The organism is Pseudomonas granadensis, assembly GCF_900105485.1.
GTDB lineage: Bacteria > Pseudomonadota > Gammaproteobacteria > Pseudomonadales > Pseudomonadaceae > Aquipseudomonas > Aquipseudomonas granadensis.
Genome location: NZ_LT629778.1, coordinates 4,845,424 through 4,859,552, shown reverse-complemented (window position 1 = coordinate 4,859,552; position 14,129 = coordinate 4,845,424). Strand labels below are relative to the sequence as shown.

Below are 14,129 nucleotides of genomic sequence, written 5' to 3'. Positions count from 1 at the left end.
AGGGGGTGCCTTGTGGCGCTCAATAGCATCGAAGAACTGGTTGAAGACATCCGCCAAGGCAAGATGGTCATCCTCATGGATGACGAAGACCGCGAGAACGAAGGCGACCTGATCATGGCCGCCGAGTGCTGCACGGCTGCGCACATCAACTTCATGGCCAAGCACGCCCGTGGCCTGATCTGCATGCCGATGAGCCGCGAGCGCTGCGAGTTGTTGAAGCTGCCGTTGATGGCACCGCGCAACGGTTCCGGTTTCGGTACCAAGTTCACCGTCTCGATCGAAGCCGCCGAAGGCGTGACCACCGGCATCTCCGCCGCTGACCGCGCGCGCACCGTGCAAGCGGCTGCCGCCAAAGATGCCAAGGCTGAAGACATCGTCAGCCCGGGCCACATTTTCCCGCTGATGGCCCAGGCCGGCGGCACCCTCGCACGCGCCGGCCACACCGAAGCCGCATGCGATCTGGCGCGCATGGCCGGTTACGAGCCAAGCGGGGTGATCTGCGAAGTGATGAACGATGACGGCACCATGTCCCGTCGCGCCGAACTCGAAGCATTTGCCGCTGAGCACAACATCAAGATCGGCACCATTGCCGACCTGATTCACTATCGGATGATCCACGAACGTACCGTTCAGCGGATTGCCGAGCAGCCGCTGGACAGCGAACTGGGCCAATTCAACCTGGTGACCTATCGTGATTCGGTGGAAGGCGACGTGCACATGGCACTGACCCTGGGCACTGTTTGCGCCGAAGAGCCGACGCTGGTGCGCGTGCACAACATGGACCCGCTGCGCGACCTGTTGATGGTCAAGCAACCGGGCCGCTGGAGCCTGCGCGCCGCCATGGCTGCGGTCGCCGAGGCGGGCAGCGGTGTGGTGTTGTTGCTCGGTCACCCGCTCGACGGCGATGTGTTGCTGGCGCATATCCGCGAAACCGGCGATCAGACCGCGCCGAAAAAACCGACCACCTACAGCATCGTCGGTGCCGGTTCGCAGATCCTGCGCGACCTCGGCGTGCGCAAAATGCGTTTGATGAGCGCACCGATGAAGTTCAATGCGATATCCGGTTTCGATCTGGAAGTTGTAGAATACGTGCCCTCCGAATAATGACCGGCTGTTTGCGGACTGCAATTCGCGGCAAATAATCACTGAGGGGCGCGTAGCAGACGCGTCCCGGCTCTTTAAGAGAACTGACGAATGACCCTGAAGACCATCGAAGGTACCTTCATCGCCCCCAAAGGCCGCTACGCTCTGGTAGTGGGCCGCTTCAACAGCTTCGTCGTTGAAAGCCTGGTCAGCGGTGCCGTTGATGCCCTGGTTCGCCACGGCGTGAGCGAAAGCGACATCACCATCATCCGCGCACCGGGCGCCTTCGAAATCCCGCTGGTTGCGCAGAAAGTCGCGCAGAAAGGCGAGTTCGCCGCAATCATCGCCCTCGGCGCGGTCATTCGTGGCGGCACCCCGCACTTCGAATACGTGGCGGGCGAATGCACCAAGGGTCTGGCTCAGGTGTCCATGGAGTTCGGCGTGCCGGTCGCTTTCGGCGTGCTGACCGTTGATTCCATCGAGCAAGCCATCGAACGTTCCGGCACCAAGGCCGGTAACAAAGGTGCCGAAGCGGCCCTGTCCGCTCTGGAAATGGTCAGCCTGCTGGCGCAGTTGGAGGCCAAGTGATTAGCGACGAAAGCGATCGTTTCAACCCGCGCGATCCGAAACCTGCGGATGCCGGCAAGCCCTCGAAAAGCGTCAAGCGTCGCGAAGCCCGTCAGCTCGCGACTCAGGCGCTGTACCAGTGGCACATGGCCAAGCAATCGCTGAACGAGATCGAAGCGCAGTTTCGCGTTGATAACGATTTCACCGATGTCGACGGCGCCTACTTCCGCGAGATCCTGCACGGGGTTCCGCAGTTCAAGACCGAAATCGACACCGCCCTGACGCCGTGCCTGGATCTGGCGATCGAAGAGCTCGACCCGGTTGAACTGGCGGTTCTGCGCCTGTCCACCTGGGAACTGCTCAAACGCGTCGACGTGCCGTACCGCGTGGTGATCAACGAAGGCATCGAACTGGCGAAAGTCTTCGGTTCGACCGACGGCCACAAGTTCGTCAACGGCGTGCTCGACAAGCTGGCCCCGCGCCTGCGTGAAGCTGAAGTGAAGGCGTTCAAGCGCTGATCGGCGCTTGAGCACTTTGTCTCAGCCATGGGCGAGTTTGAGCTGATCCGCAATTTCTTCGCCGCCGCGCCTTGTGCGCAGGGCGGCGAAGGCGTTGCTCTCGGGATTGGCGATGACTGTGCCTTGCTGGCGGTTCCCGCCGGGGAGCAGTTGGCCATTTCTACCGATACGCTGGTGGCCGGTGTGCATTTCGCCGACCCTTGCGATCCGTTTCTGCTCGGTCAGCGCTCGCTGGCCGTTGCGGTCAGTGACCTGGCCGCCATGGGCGCCGCGCCCGTAGCCTTTACCCTTGCCCTGACTGTGCCGACGGTGACCGCCGATTGGCTGCAAGCCTACGCCCGTGGTTTGAACCGCATGGCGCGAAGTTGCGGCGTGGCACTGGTTGGCGGCGATACCACGCGCGGGCCGTTGAGCCTGACAGTTACCGTGTTCGGCCGCGTACCCGCTGGCCAGGCCTTGACCCGCAGCGGTGCGCAGCCCGGCGACCTGCTCTGTGTCGGCGGTGAATTGGGCAATGCTGCCGGGGCTTTGCCGCTGGTGCTGGGGCAACGCGAGGCCGCGGTCGAAATCGCCCAGCCGCTGCTCGATCATTACTGGTCGCCACAGCCGCAACTGGCCCTCGGTCAGGCCTTGCGGGGCAAAGCCACAGCGGCGCTGGACATCTCCGACGGCCTGCTCGCCGACTGCGGCCATATCGCGCTGGCGTCGAAGGTGCGACTTGAGATTGAACGCGAGCGTGTACCGTTGTCGGATGCCTTAGTGGCGTTTCTCGGTCAGCGCGGTGCCGAACGTGCAGCGCTCAGCGGTGGCGATGATTACGTGCTGGCCTTCACGCTGCCGTCCGTCGAACTGCCGGCACTGCTGGCGGCCGGCTGGCCGATCCATGTGATCGGCCGCGTCAGCGACGGCCAGGGCGTGGTGCTGCTGGATCGTGACGGTCGCGATATCACCCCGCATACCCGCGGTTATCAACATTTTCAGGAGACACCGTGACAGATCACCCGAAACAGGTTCCGGCTGAATTCGTGCCGCCGTCGGTCTGGCGCAATCCCTGGCATTTCCTCGCGTTCGGCTTCGGTTCCGGCACGCTGCCCAAAGCCCCGGGCACCTGGGGCTCGCTGGTGGCGCTGCCGTTCATTCCGTTGTGGCAGATGCTGCCGGACTGGGGCTATTGGCTGATGCTCGGCATCACCATGCTGTTCGGCTTCTGGCTGTGCGGCAAAGTCGCCGATGATCTGCGGGTGCATGACCATGAAGGCATCGTCTGGGACGAAATGGTCGGCATGTGGATCACCTTGTGGCTGGTGCCGGAAGGCTGGTACTGGCTGCTCGCCGGTTTCCTGGTATTCCGCTTCTTCGATATTCTCAAGCCGTGGCCGATCCGCTGGATCGACAAACACGTGCATGGCGGCGTCGGCATCATGCTCGACGACGTGCTCGCCGGGGTGTTTGCCTGGCTGGCGATGCAGGGCCTGGTATGGCTGTTCGCCTGATCAGGGTCAGGGGCAAGTGAGGGACAGGTAAATGCTGCGACGCGGGTTGGCGATGCTGGTTTTGGCTCTGTTGGGCGCGTTCGCCCATGCGCATGAAGCGGCGCCGACGCCTGCGGTGATCCATCTGGCCAGCGAAGACTGGCAAGACTACACCGCCGCCGACGGCCATGGTCTGGCCTGGGATGTACTGCGCAAAGTGTTTGAACCGGTCGGCGTGAAACTGGACATTCGCACGGTGCCGTATACCCGCTCGATCGGCCTGGTGCAATTGAAGGAAGTCGACGCGCTGGTCGGCTCCTACCGCGATGAAGCCCCGCAGGTGCTGTATCCGCAGTGGAATTTCGATTCCGACCACATTTACGCACTGGGGCTGGCCAGCAGTCCCGAACCCACCCAGGCGACCCTGGGCAAATACCGCTTGGCGTGGGTGCGCGGCTATCGCTACGAAAACTACCTGCCTAACATCAAGCGCTATAACCAGATCGAGCGGCGCAGCGGCATTCTGTCGATGCTCAAGCAGGGGCGGGCCGATTACTACATCGATGCGCGGACCGAGGTTGAAGCCGTAGTGCGCGATGCGGCGGACCCGGCGCAGTACCGTTATTCGCATCTGGCCGAGTTGCCGTTGTTCCTCGGTTTCGCCGATACCCCGCGGGCCAGAGCGCTGATGGCGTTGTATGACCGGCGTATGGCGCAACTGGTCAAGAGTGGCGAGCTGAAGCCCGTTTTCGAGAAGTGGAAGCAGCCGTATCCGTTCACCTCGAACTAAAGCCCAACACAAATCCCTTGTAGGAGTGAGCCTGCTCGCGATAGCGATTGATCAGGCGACATCAATGTTGAATGTAAGTCCGCGATCGCGAGCAGGCTCACTCCTACAGGGAGGGCGATCAAGGTCATTGTCATCAAACTTTTTGATCGTTATCGCCGATAATTCAGCCTAAGCGTCCACAGGAACCTGCTGTTACAATGCCGGCCTGCGAATTTTCAGAATTTTTAGATCAGGAGCACACCGGTGCCTGTCGTCTTTGTTGCCGCTTGCAAGCTGCCAACGCCTTATGCGCAATTCACCATGCACGGGTTTCTCGATGAAACCACCGGCCGCGAGCACGTCGTGCTGAGCCTGGGTGAAATTGCCGACGGCGCTCCGGTACTCGGCCGTTTGCACTCCGAATGTCTGACCGGCGATGCCTTGTTCAGCCAGCGTTGCGACTGCGGCTCGCAACTGGACGCCGCCCTGCAGGCGATCGCCCGCGAAGGCCGTGGCGTGCTGTTGTATTTGCGCCAGGAAGGTCGCGGCATCGGTCTGCTGAACAAGATCCGCGCCTACGAATTGCAGGACGGCGGCGCCGACACCGTTGAAGCCAATGAACGTCTGGGCTTTGCCGCCGATCAGCGCGACTACGCCATGTGCCTGCCGATGCTCGAACATTTGGGAGTCAAATCCCTGCGTCTGATGACCAACAATCCACGCAAGGTCAAAGCCTTGACCGAGATGGGCATCGTCGTCGCCGAGCGTGTGCCGCTGCACACCGGCCACAACCCGCACAACAAACTCTACCTGGCGACCAAGGCCAGCAAGCTCGACCACATGATGGGCAACGAGCATCAGGGCGAGGTCGACCGCGCGTGACGCGCGGACAGGTGCGGCGCCGATTGTCGGTAGCCTGGTGGCAATACCTGGCGCTGGCGCTGGTACCGCTGTTCGTCATCAATGCGTTGTTCGGCGCGGGCGAAGGGCTGCTACCGGTCCTGGCGATGCCGTTGTTCATTGCCGGCGTTGCGTCGATGTTCGTCAGCCTGAAATTTTTCGGTCGCTACAAGCATGCGCTGATCGCCACGCAAAAAGCCCTCGATACGCCCGATGAACCGGCCGCGTGGATTGCGCTTGCGGCGCGCCGTCGCGCGGCGTTTCTGGTCGCCTCCCTGCCGGCGTGGATCGGTGCGCTGGCGGTGTTCGTCGGCCTCGAAGCGGTGCCGCTGATGTTGCTGGCGCTGTCCACGGCGGTGCTGTTTTACCTCTACCGTATTCCGCGTCAACTCGGCTGATGCGCCGGCTCTGGCTGGCGGTTCTGCTGCTGATCGGTGCTGGCCCGGTGTTGGCCGATCTGCGCGTGGTCAGCCTCGCCCCGTCGCTGTCCGAAATCGTCGTTGAACTCGATTCAGCCGACCTGCTGGTCGGCGTGCTCGATGCCGGGGAGAGGCCTGCCGAAATTGCGCATGTGGCCTCGGTTGGACGTTACGGCCAGCTCGACATCGAGCGTTTGCTCAGCCTCAAACCTGATCTGCTACTGCTCTGGCCCGGCAGTGTCGGCGCGGCGCAGCGTGATCAGCTCAAGCGCCTGGGTATCGCGACTTTCGTCGCCGAGCCGCATTCCCTCGAACAACTGATAAACCAAATCGAAGCCATTGCCACGCGCCTGGGACGACCGGAGCGCGGACTGAAACGCGCGGACTATTTGCGCCAACAACTCGCCGACTTGCGCCAGCGCTATCGCCGCGAGGTGCCGTTGCGAGTGTTCTATCAGGTCTGGGACAAGCCGCTGTACACCATTGGCGGCGGGCAAATCATCAGCGATGCGCTTGAGGTCTGCGGGGCGCGCAATGTCTTCGCCGACCTCAACCTGCCAGCGCCGCAAGTGAGTATCGAGGCAGTGTTGCAGCGTGATCCCGAGGTCATACTGGCGGGGGATCAGGCGCAATTGGAGGCGTGGAGGAGCTGGTCGCAGGTGGCGGCGGTGAAGCAGGGGAATCTGTTGTTGGTCATCGACAAAGGTCTTGAAAGACCGAGCGGGCAGATGATTGAGGCAACCGCGAAGCTTTGCCGGTTGATCGCGCCCGACCGTTGAAACCGCAGCGCCTGCGTTCGCGAGCAGGCTCGCTCCCACATTTGATAGGGTTTTAACCCCGAGTTTGAGTGCAACAGAGATCCACTGTGGGAGCGAGCCTGCTCGCGAAGAGGCCCGCAAACCACCAAAAAAGGATCAGAGCTCCGGCGTCCAACTCACCCCAAACATCCACACCCGGCCCTCTTCGCGATACCCATACTGGCTGCCGTCATAACTGTAATTGGCCCGGCTGTAACCCTTGTCGAAAAGGTTGTCGACCTTCAAGTTCAACTTGATCTCGCGATTCAAAGCCCAACTGCTGCGCAAGCCGAACAGTGCATAGCCACCCAGTGATTGCTGGTTGTCGCGATCGTCATAACTGCTGCTCACCGCCTGCCAGCTCGCGCCCAGGCTCAAGCGGTCGAACTGCCGATCCACATCCCAACTCAGTGTGCGCCGCGCACGGCGTGCCAGGGTGTGCCCGCTGTCGCGGTCACGCGGGTCGATGATCGAAACGCCCAGATTGCTTTGCCAGCCGAACAGGTCCTGCTTGAGCGCTGCTTCAAAGCCATTGATCCGTGCCGAAGCGACGTTTTCCGGGCGTGAATTGCTGCCGAAAATAATCGCGTCTTCCAGATCGGTGCGATAGATCGACGTCTCGAGGCGGCTGCTGTCGCTCAACTGGCTGCGCCATTGCAGCTCATAGCTTTTCGAGGTTTCCGGCTTCAGATCGGGGTTGCTGAAATCCGGGTAATACAGATCATTGAAAGTCGGCGCGCGGAAGCCTTCGCTGTAGCTCAACAACAGGTCGTTGTCCGGGTTGAGCGGCAGGGTGAACGTGCCGCTCCAGGTGTTCTGGCCGCCGAACTGCTGATTGTCGTCGTGGCGCAGGCCCAGCTCCGTGGAAAAGCTGTCGCCCTGGTAGCGATGCTGAATGAACGCGGCGCGGTTCCAGCGGCTGTCCTCGTCGAACGCTGTGCTGCTGTTGATGCGGTCTTCGTACCAGTCTCCACCGAGAATCAGGCTGTTGCGCGTATCAAGGTTCAGGTCGTTCTGCCAGTTCACCGAGTCGCGATAGGTGTTGAATACCGTACGTTCGTCGCTGAGCTTGTCGAAAGTCTTTTCACGGTTTTCGCTGTGGCCGAGCTCGACGCGGGTTTTCCAGCGTTCATTGATGCGCGCGTCGACGTAGCTGTTGAGGCTGCTAACGTTGAAATCGCTGTAGGGCTGTTGCTGCAGCGACTCGAACGTAACCGGGTCGAAGCGGCCGAACGGATTGTCGAATTCGCTTTTGCCACGGTTATCCAGCAGATTGGCGCCGACTTCGATGTCGTCGGTCAGCGCATGGCTGAGGCTCAGGCTGATGGATTGGTTGCGGTAGGCGTCGTGATCGCCGTCGCTCGGGTATGAGTCGCGAGTACGGTTGATGCCGGCGCTTTCATCGAGGCTGGCGCCAAGGTTGAAGCGGGTTTTGTCGTCGCCCCCGGACAAGCCGAGGCTGCGCTCCCAGCTCCGGTTGCTACCGAAGCCCATGTGCAGCCGTGGCTGCAAGCCTTGGCCGGTGCCGCGACGGGTGAAAATCTGGATCACCCCGCCAATCGCATCGCTGCCATAAATCACCGAGCGTGAGCCGCGCAGCACTTCGACGCGCTCGATCTGCTCGATATTCAAATGCTGCAGGTTGCTGTCGCCGGACGTCGAATTGCCGATGCGTTGGCCATCGACCAGCACCAGACTCTGCGCCGACTGCGTGCCCCGGATGTAGATACCCGGCAGGCTGCCGCGCCCGCCGGTCTGTGCCACTTGCACGCCCGGCACGCGGCGCAGCAGGTCTGGTACGTCGCTCGGTTGCAGACGGTCGATGTCTTCCCGCGTAAATACGGTATTGGCGGCGCTGCTGTCGTTACGGGCTTCGACCTGACGGTTGGCGCTGATCAGTGTGTCGGGCAGCTTCAGGGCCTGATCGCGTTCGAAGGTGTCGGCGAGGGTATTGGCGGTCGGCAGCAGGAAGAGGGGCAGGGCGAGGCGCGAGAGGTTCATCGGTGGTCCGTGAGAAATTGCAGATGTACACAAACTTTATGCTTCCACAAAACACTGTGGGAGCGGGCTTGCCCGCGAAGAGGCCAGTACATTCAACATCGAGGTTGACTGTGCCGACGCCTTCGCGGGCAAGCCCGCTCCCACAGGTATTGTGTGTTCAGCGAGTTAGCGGTCGAGCAGCGCCAGGCGCTGACGAATCGACGCTTCGATCCCGGCTTCATCCAGACCGCATTCGGCCAGCATCTGCGCAGGCTTCGCGTGCTCGACGTAAATATCCGGCAAGCCCAGGTGCAGCATCGACTTGAGGATGTTCTCGCGCGCGAGGAATTCGCTGACCGCGCCACCGGCGCCGCCCATGATCGCGTTTTCCTCGATGGTCACCAGCAACTCGTGGCTGGCGGCGATCTCGCGCACCAGGGCTTCGTCCAACGGTTTGACGAAGCGCATGTCGACCACAGTAGCATCAAGCTTCTCGGCGACTTTCAACGCTTCGGCCAGTTGCACGCCGAATACCAGCAGGGCGACTTTGCTGCCCTGACGGCGGACGATGCCTTTACCGATTTCGATTGGCGCAAGGTCTTTCTCGATGGTCGCGTTCGGGCCGCTGCCGCGCGGGTAACGCACTGCCGCCGGGCCGTTGAACAGGTGACCGGTGGTGAGCATCTTGCGCAGTTCGTTTTCATCGCTCGGGGTCATGATCAGCATGCCCGGGATGCAGCGCAGGTACGACAGGTCGAAGCTGCCAGCATGGGTCGGGCCGTCTTCGCCCACCAGGCCGGCGCGATCGATGGCGAACAGCACGTCGAGGTTCTGTACCGCGACGTCATGCACCAGTTGGTCGTAACCGCGCTGCAGGAACGTCGAGTAGATCGCCACCACCGGTTTTGCACCTTCGCACGCCATGCCAGCGGCGAACGTTACCGCGTGTTGTTCGGCAATCGCCACGTCAAAATAACGCAGCGGGAAGCGTTCGCTGAACGCCACCAGATCCGAGCCTTCCTTCATCGCCGGGGTAATCCCGACCAGACGTTTGTCGCTGGCGGCCATGTCGCACAGCCACTCGCCGAACACCGCCGAGTACTTCGGCCCGCTGGCGGCTTTCGGCGCGGCGGCCGGCGCGTCCAGTGGCTCAAGTTTGGTGATGGCGTGGTAACCGATCGGGTCGACTTCCGCCGGGGCGAAGCCTTTGCCTTTCTTGGTGACGATGTGCAGGAACTGCGGGCCTTTGAGGTCACGCATGTTGCGCAGCGTGGCGATCAGGGTCGGCAGGTCGTGGCCGTCGATCGGGCCGATGTAGTTCCAGCCCAGCTCTTCGAACAGCGTGCCAGGGACCAGCATGCCTTTGGCGTACTCTTCGGTGCGACGGGCGATTTCCCAGGCGCCCGGCAGGCGCGACAGGACTTTTTTGCTGCCCTCGCGCATGCTCGCGTAGGTGCGGCTGGAAAGGATCTTCGCCAGATAATTCGACAGCCCGCCGACGTTGCGCGAGATCGACATGTCGTTGTCGTTGAGGATCACCAGCATGTTGGCGTTGACTTCCGGCGCGTGATTCAGCGCCTCGAAGGCCATGCCGGCGGTCAACGCGCCGTCGCCGATCACCGCGATGGCCTTGCGATCGCTGTCCTGAAGGCGGGCGGCAATCGCCATGCCCAGCGCTGCGCTGATCGAAGTGCTGGAGTGACCAACGCCAAAGGTGTCGTATTCGCTTTCGGAACGACGCGGGAACGCGGCGATGCCGTCCTTCTGGCGCAAGGTGGCCATGCGCTCGCGACGGCCGGTGAGGATCTTGTGCGGATACGCCTGATGGCCGACGTCCCACAGCAACCGGTCGTCCGGCGTGTCGAAGACATAATGCAGCGCGATGGTCAGCTCGATCACGCCCAGGCCAGCACCGAAATGCCCACCGGTCTGGCCGACCGTGTAGAGCAGTTCCAGGCGCAACTCATCGGCCAGGGTTTCCAGCTCGGCTTCGCCTAACCGGCGCAGGCCGTCCGGCGTGTTCGCGCGGTCGAGCAGGGGCGTGGTCGGGCGCTTGCGGGGAATCTCATGAAACGTCGTGGGCATCAGGCGAATCGTTATAGGTATAGAAGATGCGGCAGTTTACCTGATGCATCGGCCCCTGCCCACGCGTTGGTCTTTTTTGGCCGATTCGCCGTCAGTTGCGCCGCTCGACGATATACCGGGCCAGCTCGCGCAACGGCTCGGCCGCCGCGTCAAACGGTCGCAGGGCGTGCAGCGCCTGATCACGCAGCTCCAGCGCATAGACTTTGGCCGCGTCGAGGCCGAGCAGGGCCGGGTAGGTCGGCTTGTCGCGCGCGATGTCGGCGCCCTGGCGTTTGCCAAGGGTCGCGGTATCGCTTTCAACGTCGAGAATGTCGTCCTGGACCTGAAACGCCAGACCGATGGCCTGTGCGTAAGTCTGCAGGGATTTCAGTTCGTCCGCCTCGGCCCGGCCGCTGGCGAGGGCGCCCAGTCGCACGCTGACTTCGATCAGCGCGCCGGTCTTGTGCCGATGCATCTGTTCAAGGGCTTTCTGATCGAGTTTCAAGCCCACCGAGCCGAGATCGATGGCCTGGCCGCCGACCATGCCCGCCGGGCCCGCAGCCTGCGCCAGCGCGGTGACCATTTGCAGGCGAATGTCGCTGCTGCAGTTGCTCAGGCGCGAGTCGAGCAGGGCGCTGAACGCCAGACTCTGTAAACCGTCACCGGCGAGAATCGCGCAAGCTTCATCGAATTTCTTGTGGGTGGTGGGTTGGCCGCGACGCAGATCGTCGTCGTCCATCGCCGGCAAATCATCATGCACCAGCGAATACGCGTGGATCAGCTCCACCGCGCAGGCCGCGCCGTTGGCTTGCTCGGCCTTGCCACCGAGCGCTTCGCACGCGGCGTAAGCCAGCAACGGGCGTACGCGTTTGCCGCCGTTCATCACGCTGTAGCGCATGGCTTCGTAGAGCCGCGCCAACTCCGGCAACGGCGCATTGAACAGGCTCTCCAGCGCCGCGTTGACCCGGCCCTGGCTGGTCGCCGAATACGCTGCAATCATTCTGGCTGTTCCGCGTCGAAGGGTTCCTCGGCGAGTTCGCCATCGCGCTCCAGCAGCACTTGCACCTTCTGCTCGGCCTGCGCCAGCGCTGCCTGGCAATCACGGGTCAGACCGATGCCCTGCTCGAAAGCGGTCAGCGAGTCTTCCAGCGACAATTCCCCGTTCTCCAGACGCTCGACCAGCGTTTGCAGGTCGGCGAGGGACTGTTCGAAATCCAGTGCAGCTTTTTTGCGGGCCATGGCGGCAATTTCCGGTAGACGTTAAACCGGCGCGACACTAGCAGATAGGGGGGGTATGGGCAAATGAGCGGCGCTGGCGCCGGGCGCAGACTCAATGATTCATGGATCAGTCCGGATAGTTGACCTGATAGCGTGTACTGCGGCCCCCTCCGGGCAATCGCTGCAGGCAACCCTTGTCCAGCAACTCGGCAAGATGCCGGGTCGCGGTGGCTTTCGACACCTTCGCCACCGCCTGGTATTGCCCGGCACTGATGCCCTGTTCAAAACCGCGGTCGCCGCCGTCGAGTAGCCGATTGAGTACCTTCACCTGTTCGACGGAAAGCTCCGACTCGCGGTGCGCCTGCCAGAAGCGGGTCTTGCCGAGTACGCTGTCGATGAGCGCGATCGCCTGGCACAGACTGTGCAGCAAGGTTTGCAGGAACCAGTCGAGCCACTCAGTGATGTCGAGCGTGGCTTTCTGACTCGCCTCCAGAATTCGGTAATAGCCCGAGCGATCATCGAGGATGCTTGCCGACATGGCGTAGAAACGGATCGCCTGCGCCTCACCCTGAGCCAGCGCCAGATCGGTGAGGGTGCGGGTCAGGCGGCCATTGCCGTCATCGAATGGGTGCAAGGTCACAAACCAGAAATGCGCGATGCCGGCGCGCAACAAAGGGTCCAGTGCAGTTTGATTCCGGCTCGCTTCGAACCAGTCGAGAAACTGCTCCAGTTGCCGTTCAAGACCTTTGCGCGGCGGCGCCTCGAAATGCACGGTCGGGCGATCAATGCGACCGGACACTACCTGCATTGACTCGTCGCCGCGCAGCGCGCCAACGTGCATCGCTCTCGCGTTAAGGTCGTTTTCCTGATCAGGGAACAACCATCGGTGCCACTCAAGCAAGCGCGCGCAGGTCAGCGGTTCGGCAAAGCGCCGGGTCGCATCGAGCATCAGTTGTGCCAGCCCCTCACTGCGCGGACTGACGCTAGTCCCGTCAACCAGTTCCAGGCCCAGACGTCGAGCCAATGACGAGCGCACCGAGCCGACGTTGAGTTGTTCTCCCTCGATGGCCGAAGAGGTCACGATGTTCTGCAGCAGGGCGTCGAGTTCGGTCTGCGCCCCCAGGGCATGACTGACCGACCCCGCCATGCCCATCAGCTGACCTTGCGCCTGCACGCATTCGCGCAACAGACCCGCCAGGCGTTCTGCCTGCCAGTTGAAGTCCGGCCAATCGGGTTGCTGCCAGATCCATCGAGTTGCCATTTGAATTGCCTGCGTCGGTTCGTGAGCCGGATGGAAAAGCTATTCGGCTCATTTAGTGAGCCGAATATGACGGCTATTCGGCTCATCGTCCACTGGGTTGGCGCAATTCCTACAGCAAAAGCACATGTATCCGATTGTTAAAAAACTGCCGAATCGCTAATCTTCGCGCCTTCGACGACCCGCATTCGCGGGTTCATCAGACGAAACGCAGTTCACCGCTGTGAAGCGCCGAGGATCGGGTGCAAGGTTTCGTTGGGGCATGGCAGGAGGCATCACATGCGTTCATTTCTGTTGCTGCTGATTGGCCTGGCCTGTGCGCCGGGGCTGTGGGCCGCTGCGCCGAGCGCCGAGTTGTCGGAGCCCGTGGGTGGCTGGCGCTATCACGGCTTGCTCGATCGCACGGAAAACCCGCAGGTCGCCTACCCGACGCCGCCGATCGATCGCGGCATTCAACGCAATCGCACGATGATTCAGGGCCAGCTCAAGGCCCTCGGCCATATGCGTCCGCCGCATAGCCTCGCGGTGAATGGCAATCCACTCAATCTGTACACCGACGACGAGGGCCGCTTCGCCCGGCCGTATGCGTTCGGCGCCGGTTCCAACAGCGTCGAGGTGATCAGCGCCGAGGGCCAGTCGCTCAAGCGCGTGCAATTTTATGAAGCCAATCATCTGCGCACGCCGGCGCGGATTCGACTTGTCCTGAGCTGGGACGACCCGAAAGCCGAACTCGATCTGCATATTGTCACCCCCGACGGTCAGCATGCGTTCTGGGCGCGGCCGGCGCTGAGCAATGGCGGCGGGCTCGACCCGGACGGCGTTGATGGGCCGGGCCCGGAGATGTTCACCATGACCGCGCCGCTGCACGGCGCCTATCTGGTTTACGTCAACTATTGGGGCAACTACGGCAACGGCGGCTATAACTTCGAGGAGACCAGCAACCAGAACGAGGTGATCACCTCGCAAATCACGCTGGTGCTCAACGAAAACACCGTCGACGAAAAACGCGAAACCTTCATCGTGCCTCTGCGGGCAATCGGTGATCTGCTGCTGGTCAAGACTTTCAACTATTAAGCATCCCGCC

General features: G+C 62.1%; 15 protein-coding genes. 10 read left to right on the top strand and 5 right to left on the bottom strand.

All coding sequences use genetic code 11. The features are described 5' to 3' along the window. Positions 1–12 precede the first annotated feature (12 nt). The 9 genes from ribBA (at position 13) to BLU52_RS21545 (ending at position 6,507) form a co-directional block, all read left to right on the top strand. On the top strand, positions 13–1,104 hold the full coding sequence (gene ribBA / locus BLU52_RS21585) for a bifunctional 3,4-dihydroxy-2-butanone-4-phosphate synthase/GTP cyclohydrolase II (RefSeq protein WP_090286707.1): 1,092 nt from the start codon (positions 13–15) through the stop codon (positions 1,102–1,104). 90 nt (positions 1,105–1,194) lie between these two features. Further along, positions 1,195–1,671 (top strand): 6,7-dimethyl-8-ribityllumazine synthase, encoded by a 477-nt coding sequence (gene ribH, locus BLU52_RS21580; RefSeq protein ID WP_003228649.1) that lies wholly within the window; start codon positions 1,195–1,197, stop codon positions 1,669–1,671. After that, a complete protein-coding gene (nusB, locus tag BLU52_RS21575; protein WP_039761889.1) occupies positions 1,668–2,168 on the top strand; it encodes a transcription antitermination factor NusB in 501 nt (166 codons plus the stop codon). Before ribH ends, nusB begins: the two co-directional genes overlap by 4 nt. 27 nt (positions 2,169–2,195) lie before the next feature. Continuing rightward, positions 2,196–3,161: a thiamine-phosphate kinase gene (gene thiL / locus BLU52_RS21570; RefSeq protein WP_090286705.1), complete on the top strand. Its 966-nt coding sequence runs from the start codon at positions 2,196–2,198 to the stop codon at positions 3,159–3,161. Then, positions 3,158–3,661: a phosphatidylglycerophosphatase A family protein gene (locus tag BLU52_RS21565; RefSeq protein WP_090286703.1), complete on the top strand. Its 504-nt coding sequence runs from the start codon at positions 3,158–3,160 to the stop codon at positions 3,659–3,661. The genes thiL and BLU52_RS21565 overlap by 4 nt, the downstream gene beginning before the upstream one ends. A 31-nt stretch (positions 3,662–3,692) precedes the next feature. Continuing rightward, entirely contained in the window at positions 3,693–4,430 is a 738-nt protein-coding gene (locus BLU52_RS21560; protein WP_090286702.1) for a substrate-binding periplasmic protein, read from the top strand. 243 nt (positions 4,431–4,673) lie between these two features. Next, a complete protein-coding gene (gene ribA, locus BLU52_RS21555) occupies positions 4,674–5,291 on the top strand; it encodes a GTP cyclohydrolase II (RefSeq protein WP_090286700.1) in 618 nt (205 codons plus the stop codon). Further along, positions 5,288–5,707 (top strand): MFS transporter, encoded by a 420-nt coding sequence (locus tag BLU52_RS21550; protein ID WP_090286698.1) that lies wholly within the window; start codon positions 5,288–5,290, stop codon positions 5,705–5,707. The genes ribA and BLU52_RS21550 overlap by 4 nt, the downstream gene beginning before the upstream one ends. After that, the gene (locus tag BLU52_RS21545) at positions 5,707–6,507 is read left to right on the top strand and encodes a cobalamin-binding protein (protein ID WP_090286696.1); all 801 of its coding nucleotides are present in this window, start codon (positions 5,707–5,709) and stop codon (positions 6,505–6,507) included. Before BLU52_RS21550 ends, BLU52_RS21545 begins: the two co-directional genes overlap by 1 nt. Positions 6,508–6,642: 135 nt before the next feature. Here the strand turns inward: BLU52_RS21545 and BLU52_RS21540 are convergent, their stop codons facing one another. From BLU52_RS21540 to BLU52_RS21520, 5 genes are all read right to left on the bottom strand, one after another. Beyond that, entirely contained in the window at positions 6,643–8,526 is a 1,884-nt protein-coding gene (locus BLU52_RS21540; protein ID WP_090286694.1) for a TonB-dependent receptor domain-containing protein, read from the bottom strand. Positions 8,527–8,691: 165 nt separating this feature from the next. Next, entirely contained in the window at positions 8,692–10,590 is a 1,899-nt protein-coding gene (gene dxs, locus BLU52_RS21535) for a 1-deoxy-D-xylulose-5-phosphate synthase (RefSeq protein WP_090286692.1), read from the bottom strand. Between the two features lie 91 nt (positions 10,591–10,681). Beyond that, positions 10,682–11,569: a (2E,6E)-farnesyl diphosphate synthase gene (gene ispA, locus BLU52_RS21530; RefSeq protein ID WP_090286690.1), complete on the bottom strand. Its 888-nt coding sequence runs from the start codon at positions 11,567–11,569 to the stop codon at positions 10,682–10,684. After that, complete coding sequence (locus tag BLU52_RS21525) at positions 11,566–11,808, bottom strand: exodeoxyribonuclease VII small subunit (protein ID WP_003228627.1); 243 nt, start codon at positions 11,806–11,808, stop codon at positions 11,566–11,568. The genes ispA and BLU52_RS21525 overlap by 4 nt, the downstream gene beginning before the upstream one ends. A gap of 106 nt (positions 11,809–11,914) precedes the next feature. Continuing rightward, positions 11,915–13,048 carry a Fic family protein gene (locus BLU52_RS21520; RefSeq protein ID WP_090286687.1) on the bottom strand — a complete coding sequence of 378 codons (1,134 nt, stop codon included), beginning with the start codon at positions 13,046–13,048 and terminating at the stop codon, positions 11,915–11,917. Positions 13,049–13,324: 276 nt separating this feature from the next. Here BLU52_RS21520 and BLU52_RS21515 point away from each other — a divergent pair, with 276 nt between their 5' ends. Then, entirely contained in the window at positions 13,325–14,119 is a 795-nt protein-coding gene (locus BLU52_RS21515; protein WP_090286685.1) for a YfaP family protein, read from the top strand. Positions 14,120–14,129 lie beyond the last annotated feature (10 nt).

Excerpts from the sequence above, each read along its gene's own strand:
- BLU52_RS21545 (WP_090286696.1), top strand. The coding sequence starts at position 5,707 with ATGCGCCGGCTCTGGCTGGCGGTTCTGCTGCTGATCGGTGCTGGCCCG.
- BLU52_RS21515 (WP_090286685.1), top strand. The coding sequence starts at position 13,325 with ATGCGTTCATTTCTGTTGCTGCTGATTGGCCTGGCCTGTGCGCCGGGG.
- BLU52_RS21560 (WP_090286702.1), top strand. The coding sequence starts at position 3,693 with ATGCTGCGACGCGGGTTGGCGATGCTGGTTTTGGCTCTGTTGGGCGCG.
- dxs (WP_090286692.1), bottom strand. The coding sequence starts at position 10,590 with ATGCCCACGACGTTTCATGAGATTCCCCGCAAGCGCCCGACCACGCCC.
- BLU52_RS21525 (WP_003228627.1), bottom strand. The coding sequence starts at position 11,808 with ATGGCCCGCAAAAAAGCTGCACTGGATTTCGAACAGTCCCTCGCCGAC.
- ribH (WP_003228649.1), top strand. The coding sequence starts at position 1,195 with ATGACCCTGAAGACCATCGAAGGTACCTTCATCGCCCCCAAAGGCCGC.
- thiL (WP_090286705.1), top strand. The coding sequence starts at position 2,196 with ATGGGCGAGTTTGAGCTGATCCGCAATTTCTTCGCCGCCGCGCCTTGT.
- BLU52_RS21540 (WP_090286694.1), bottom strand. The coding sequence starts at position 8,526 with ATGAACCTCTCGCGCCTCGCCCTGCCCCTCTTCCTGCTGCCGACCGCC.
- ispA (WP_090286690.1), bottom strand. The coding sequence starts at position 11,569 with ATGATTGCAGCGTATTCGGCGACCAGCCAGGGCCGGGTCAACGCGGCG.
- BLU52_RS21520 (WP_090286687.1), bottom strand. The coding sequence starts at position 13,048 with ATGGCAACTCGATGGATCTGGCAGCAACCCGATTGGCCGGACTTCAAC.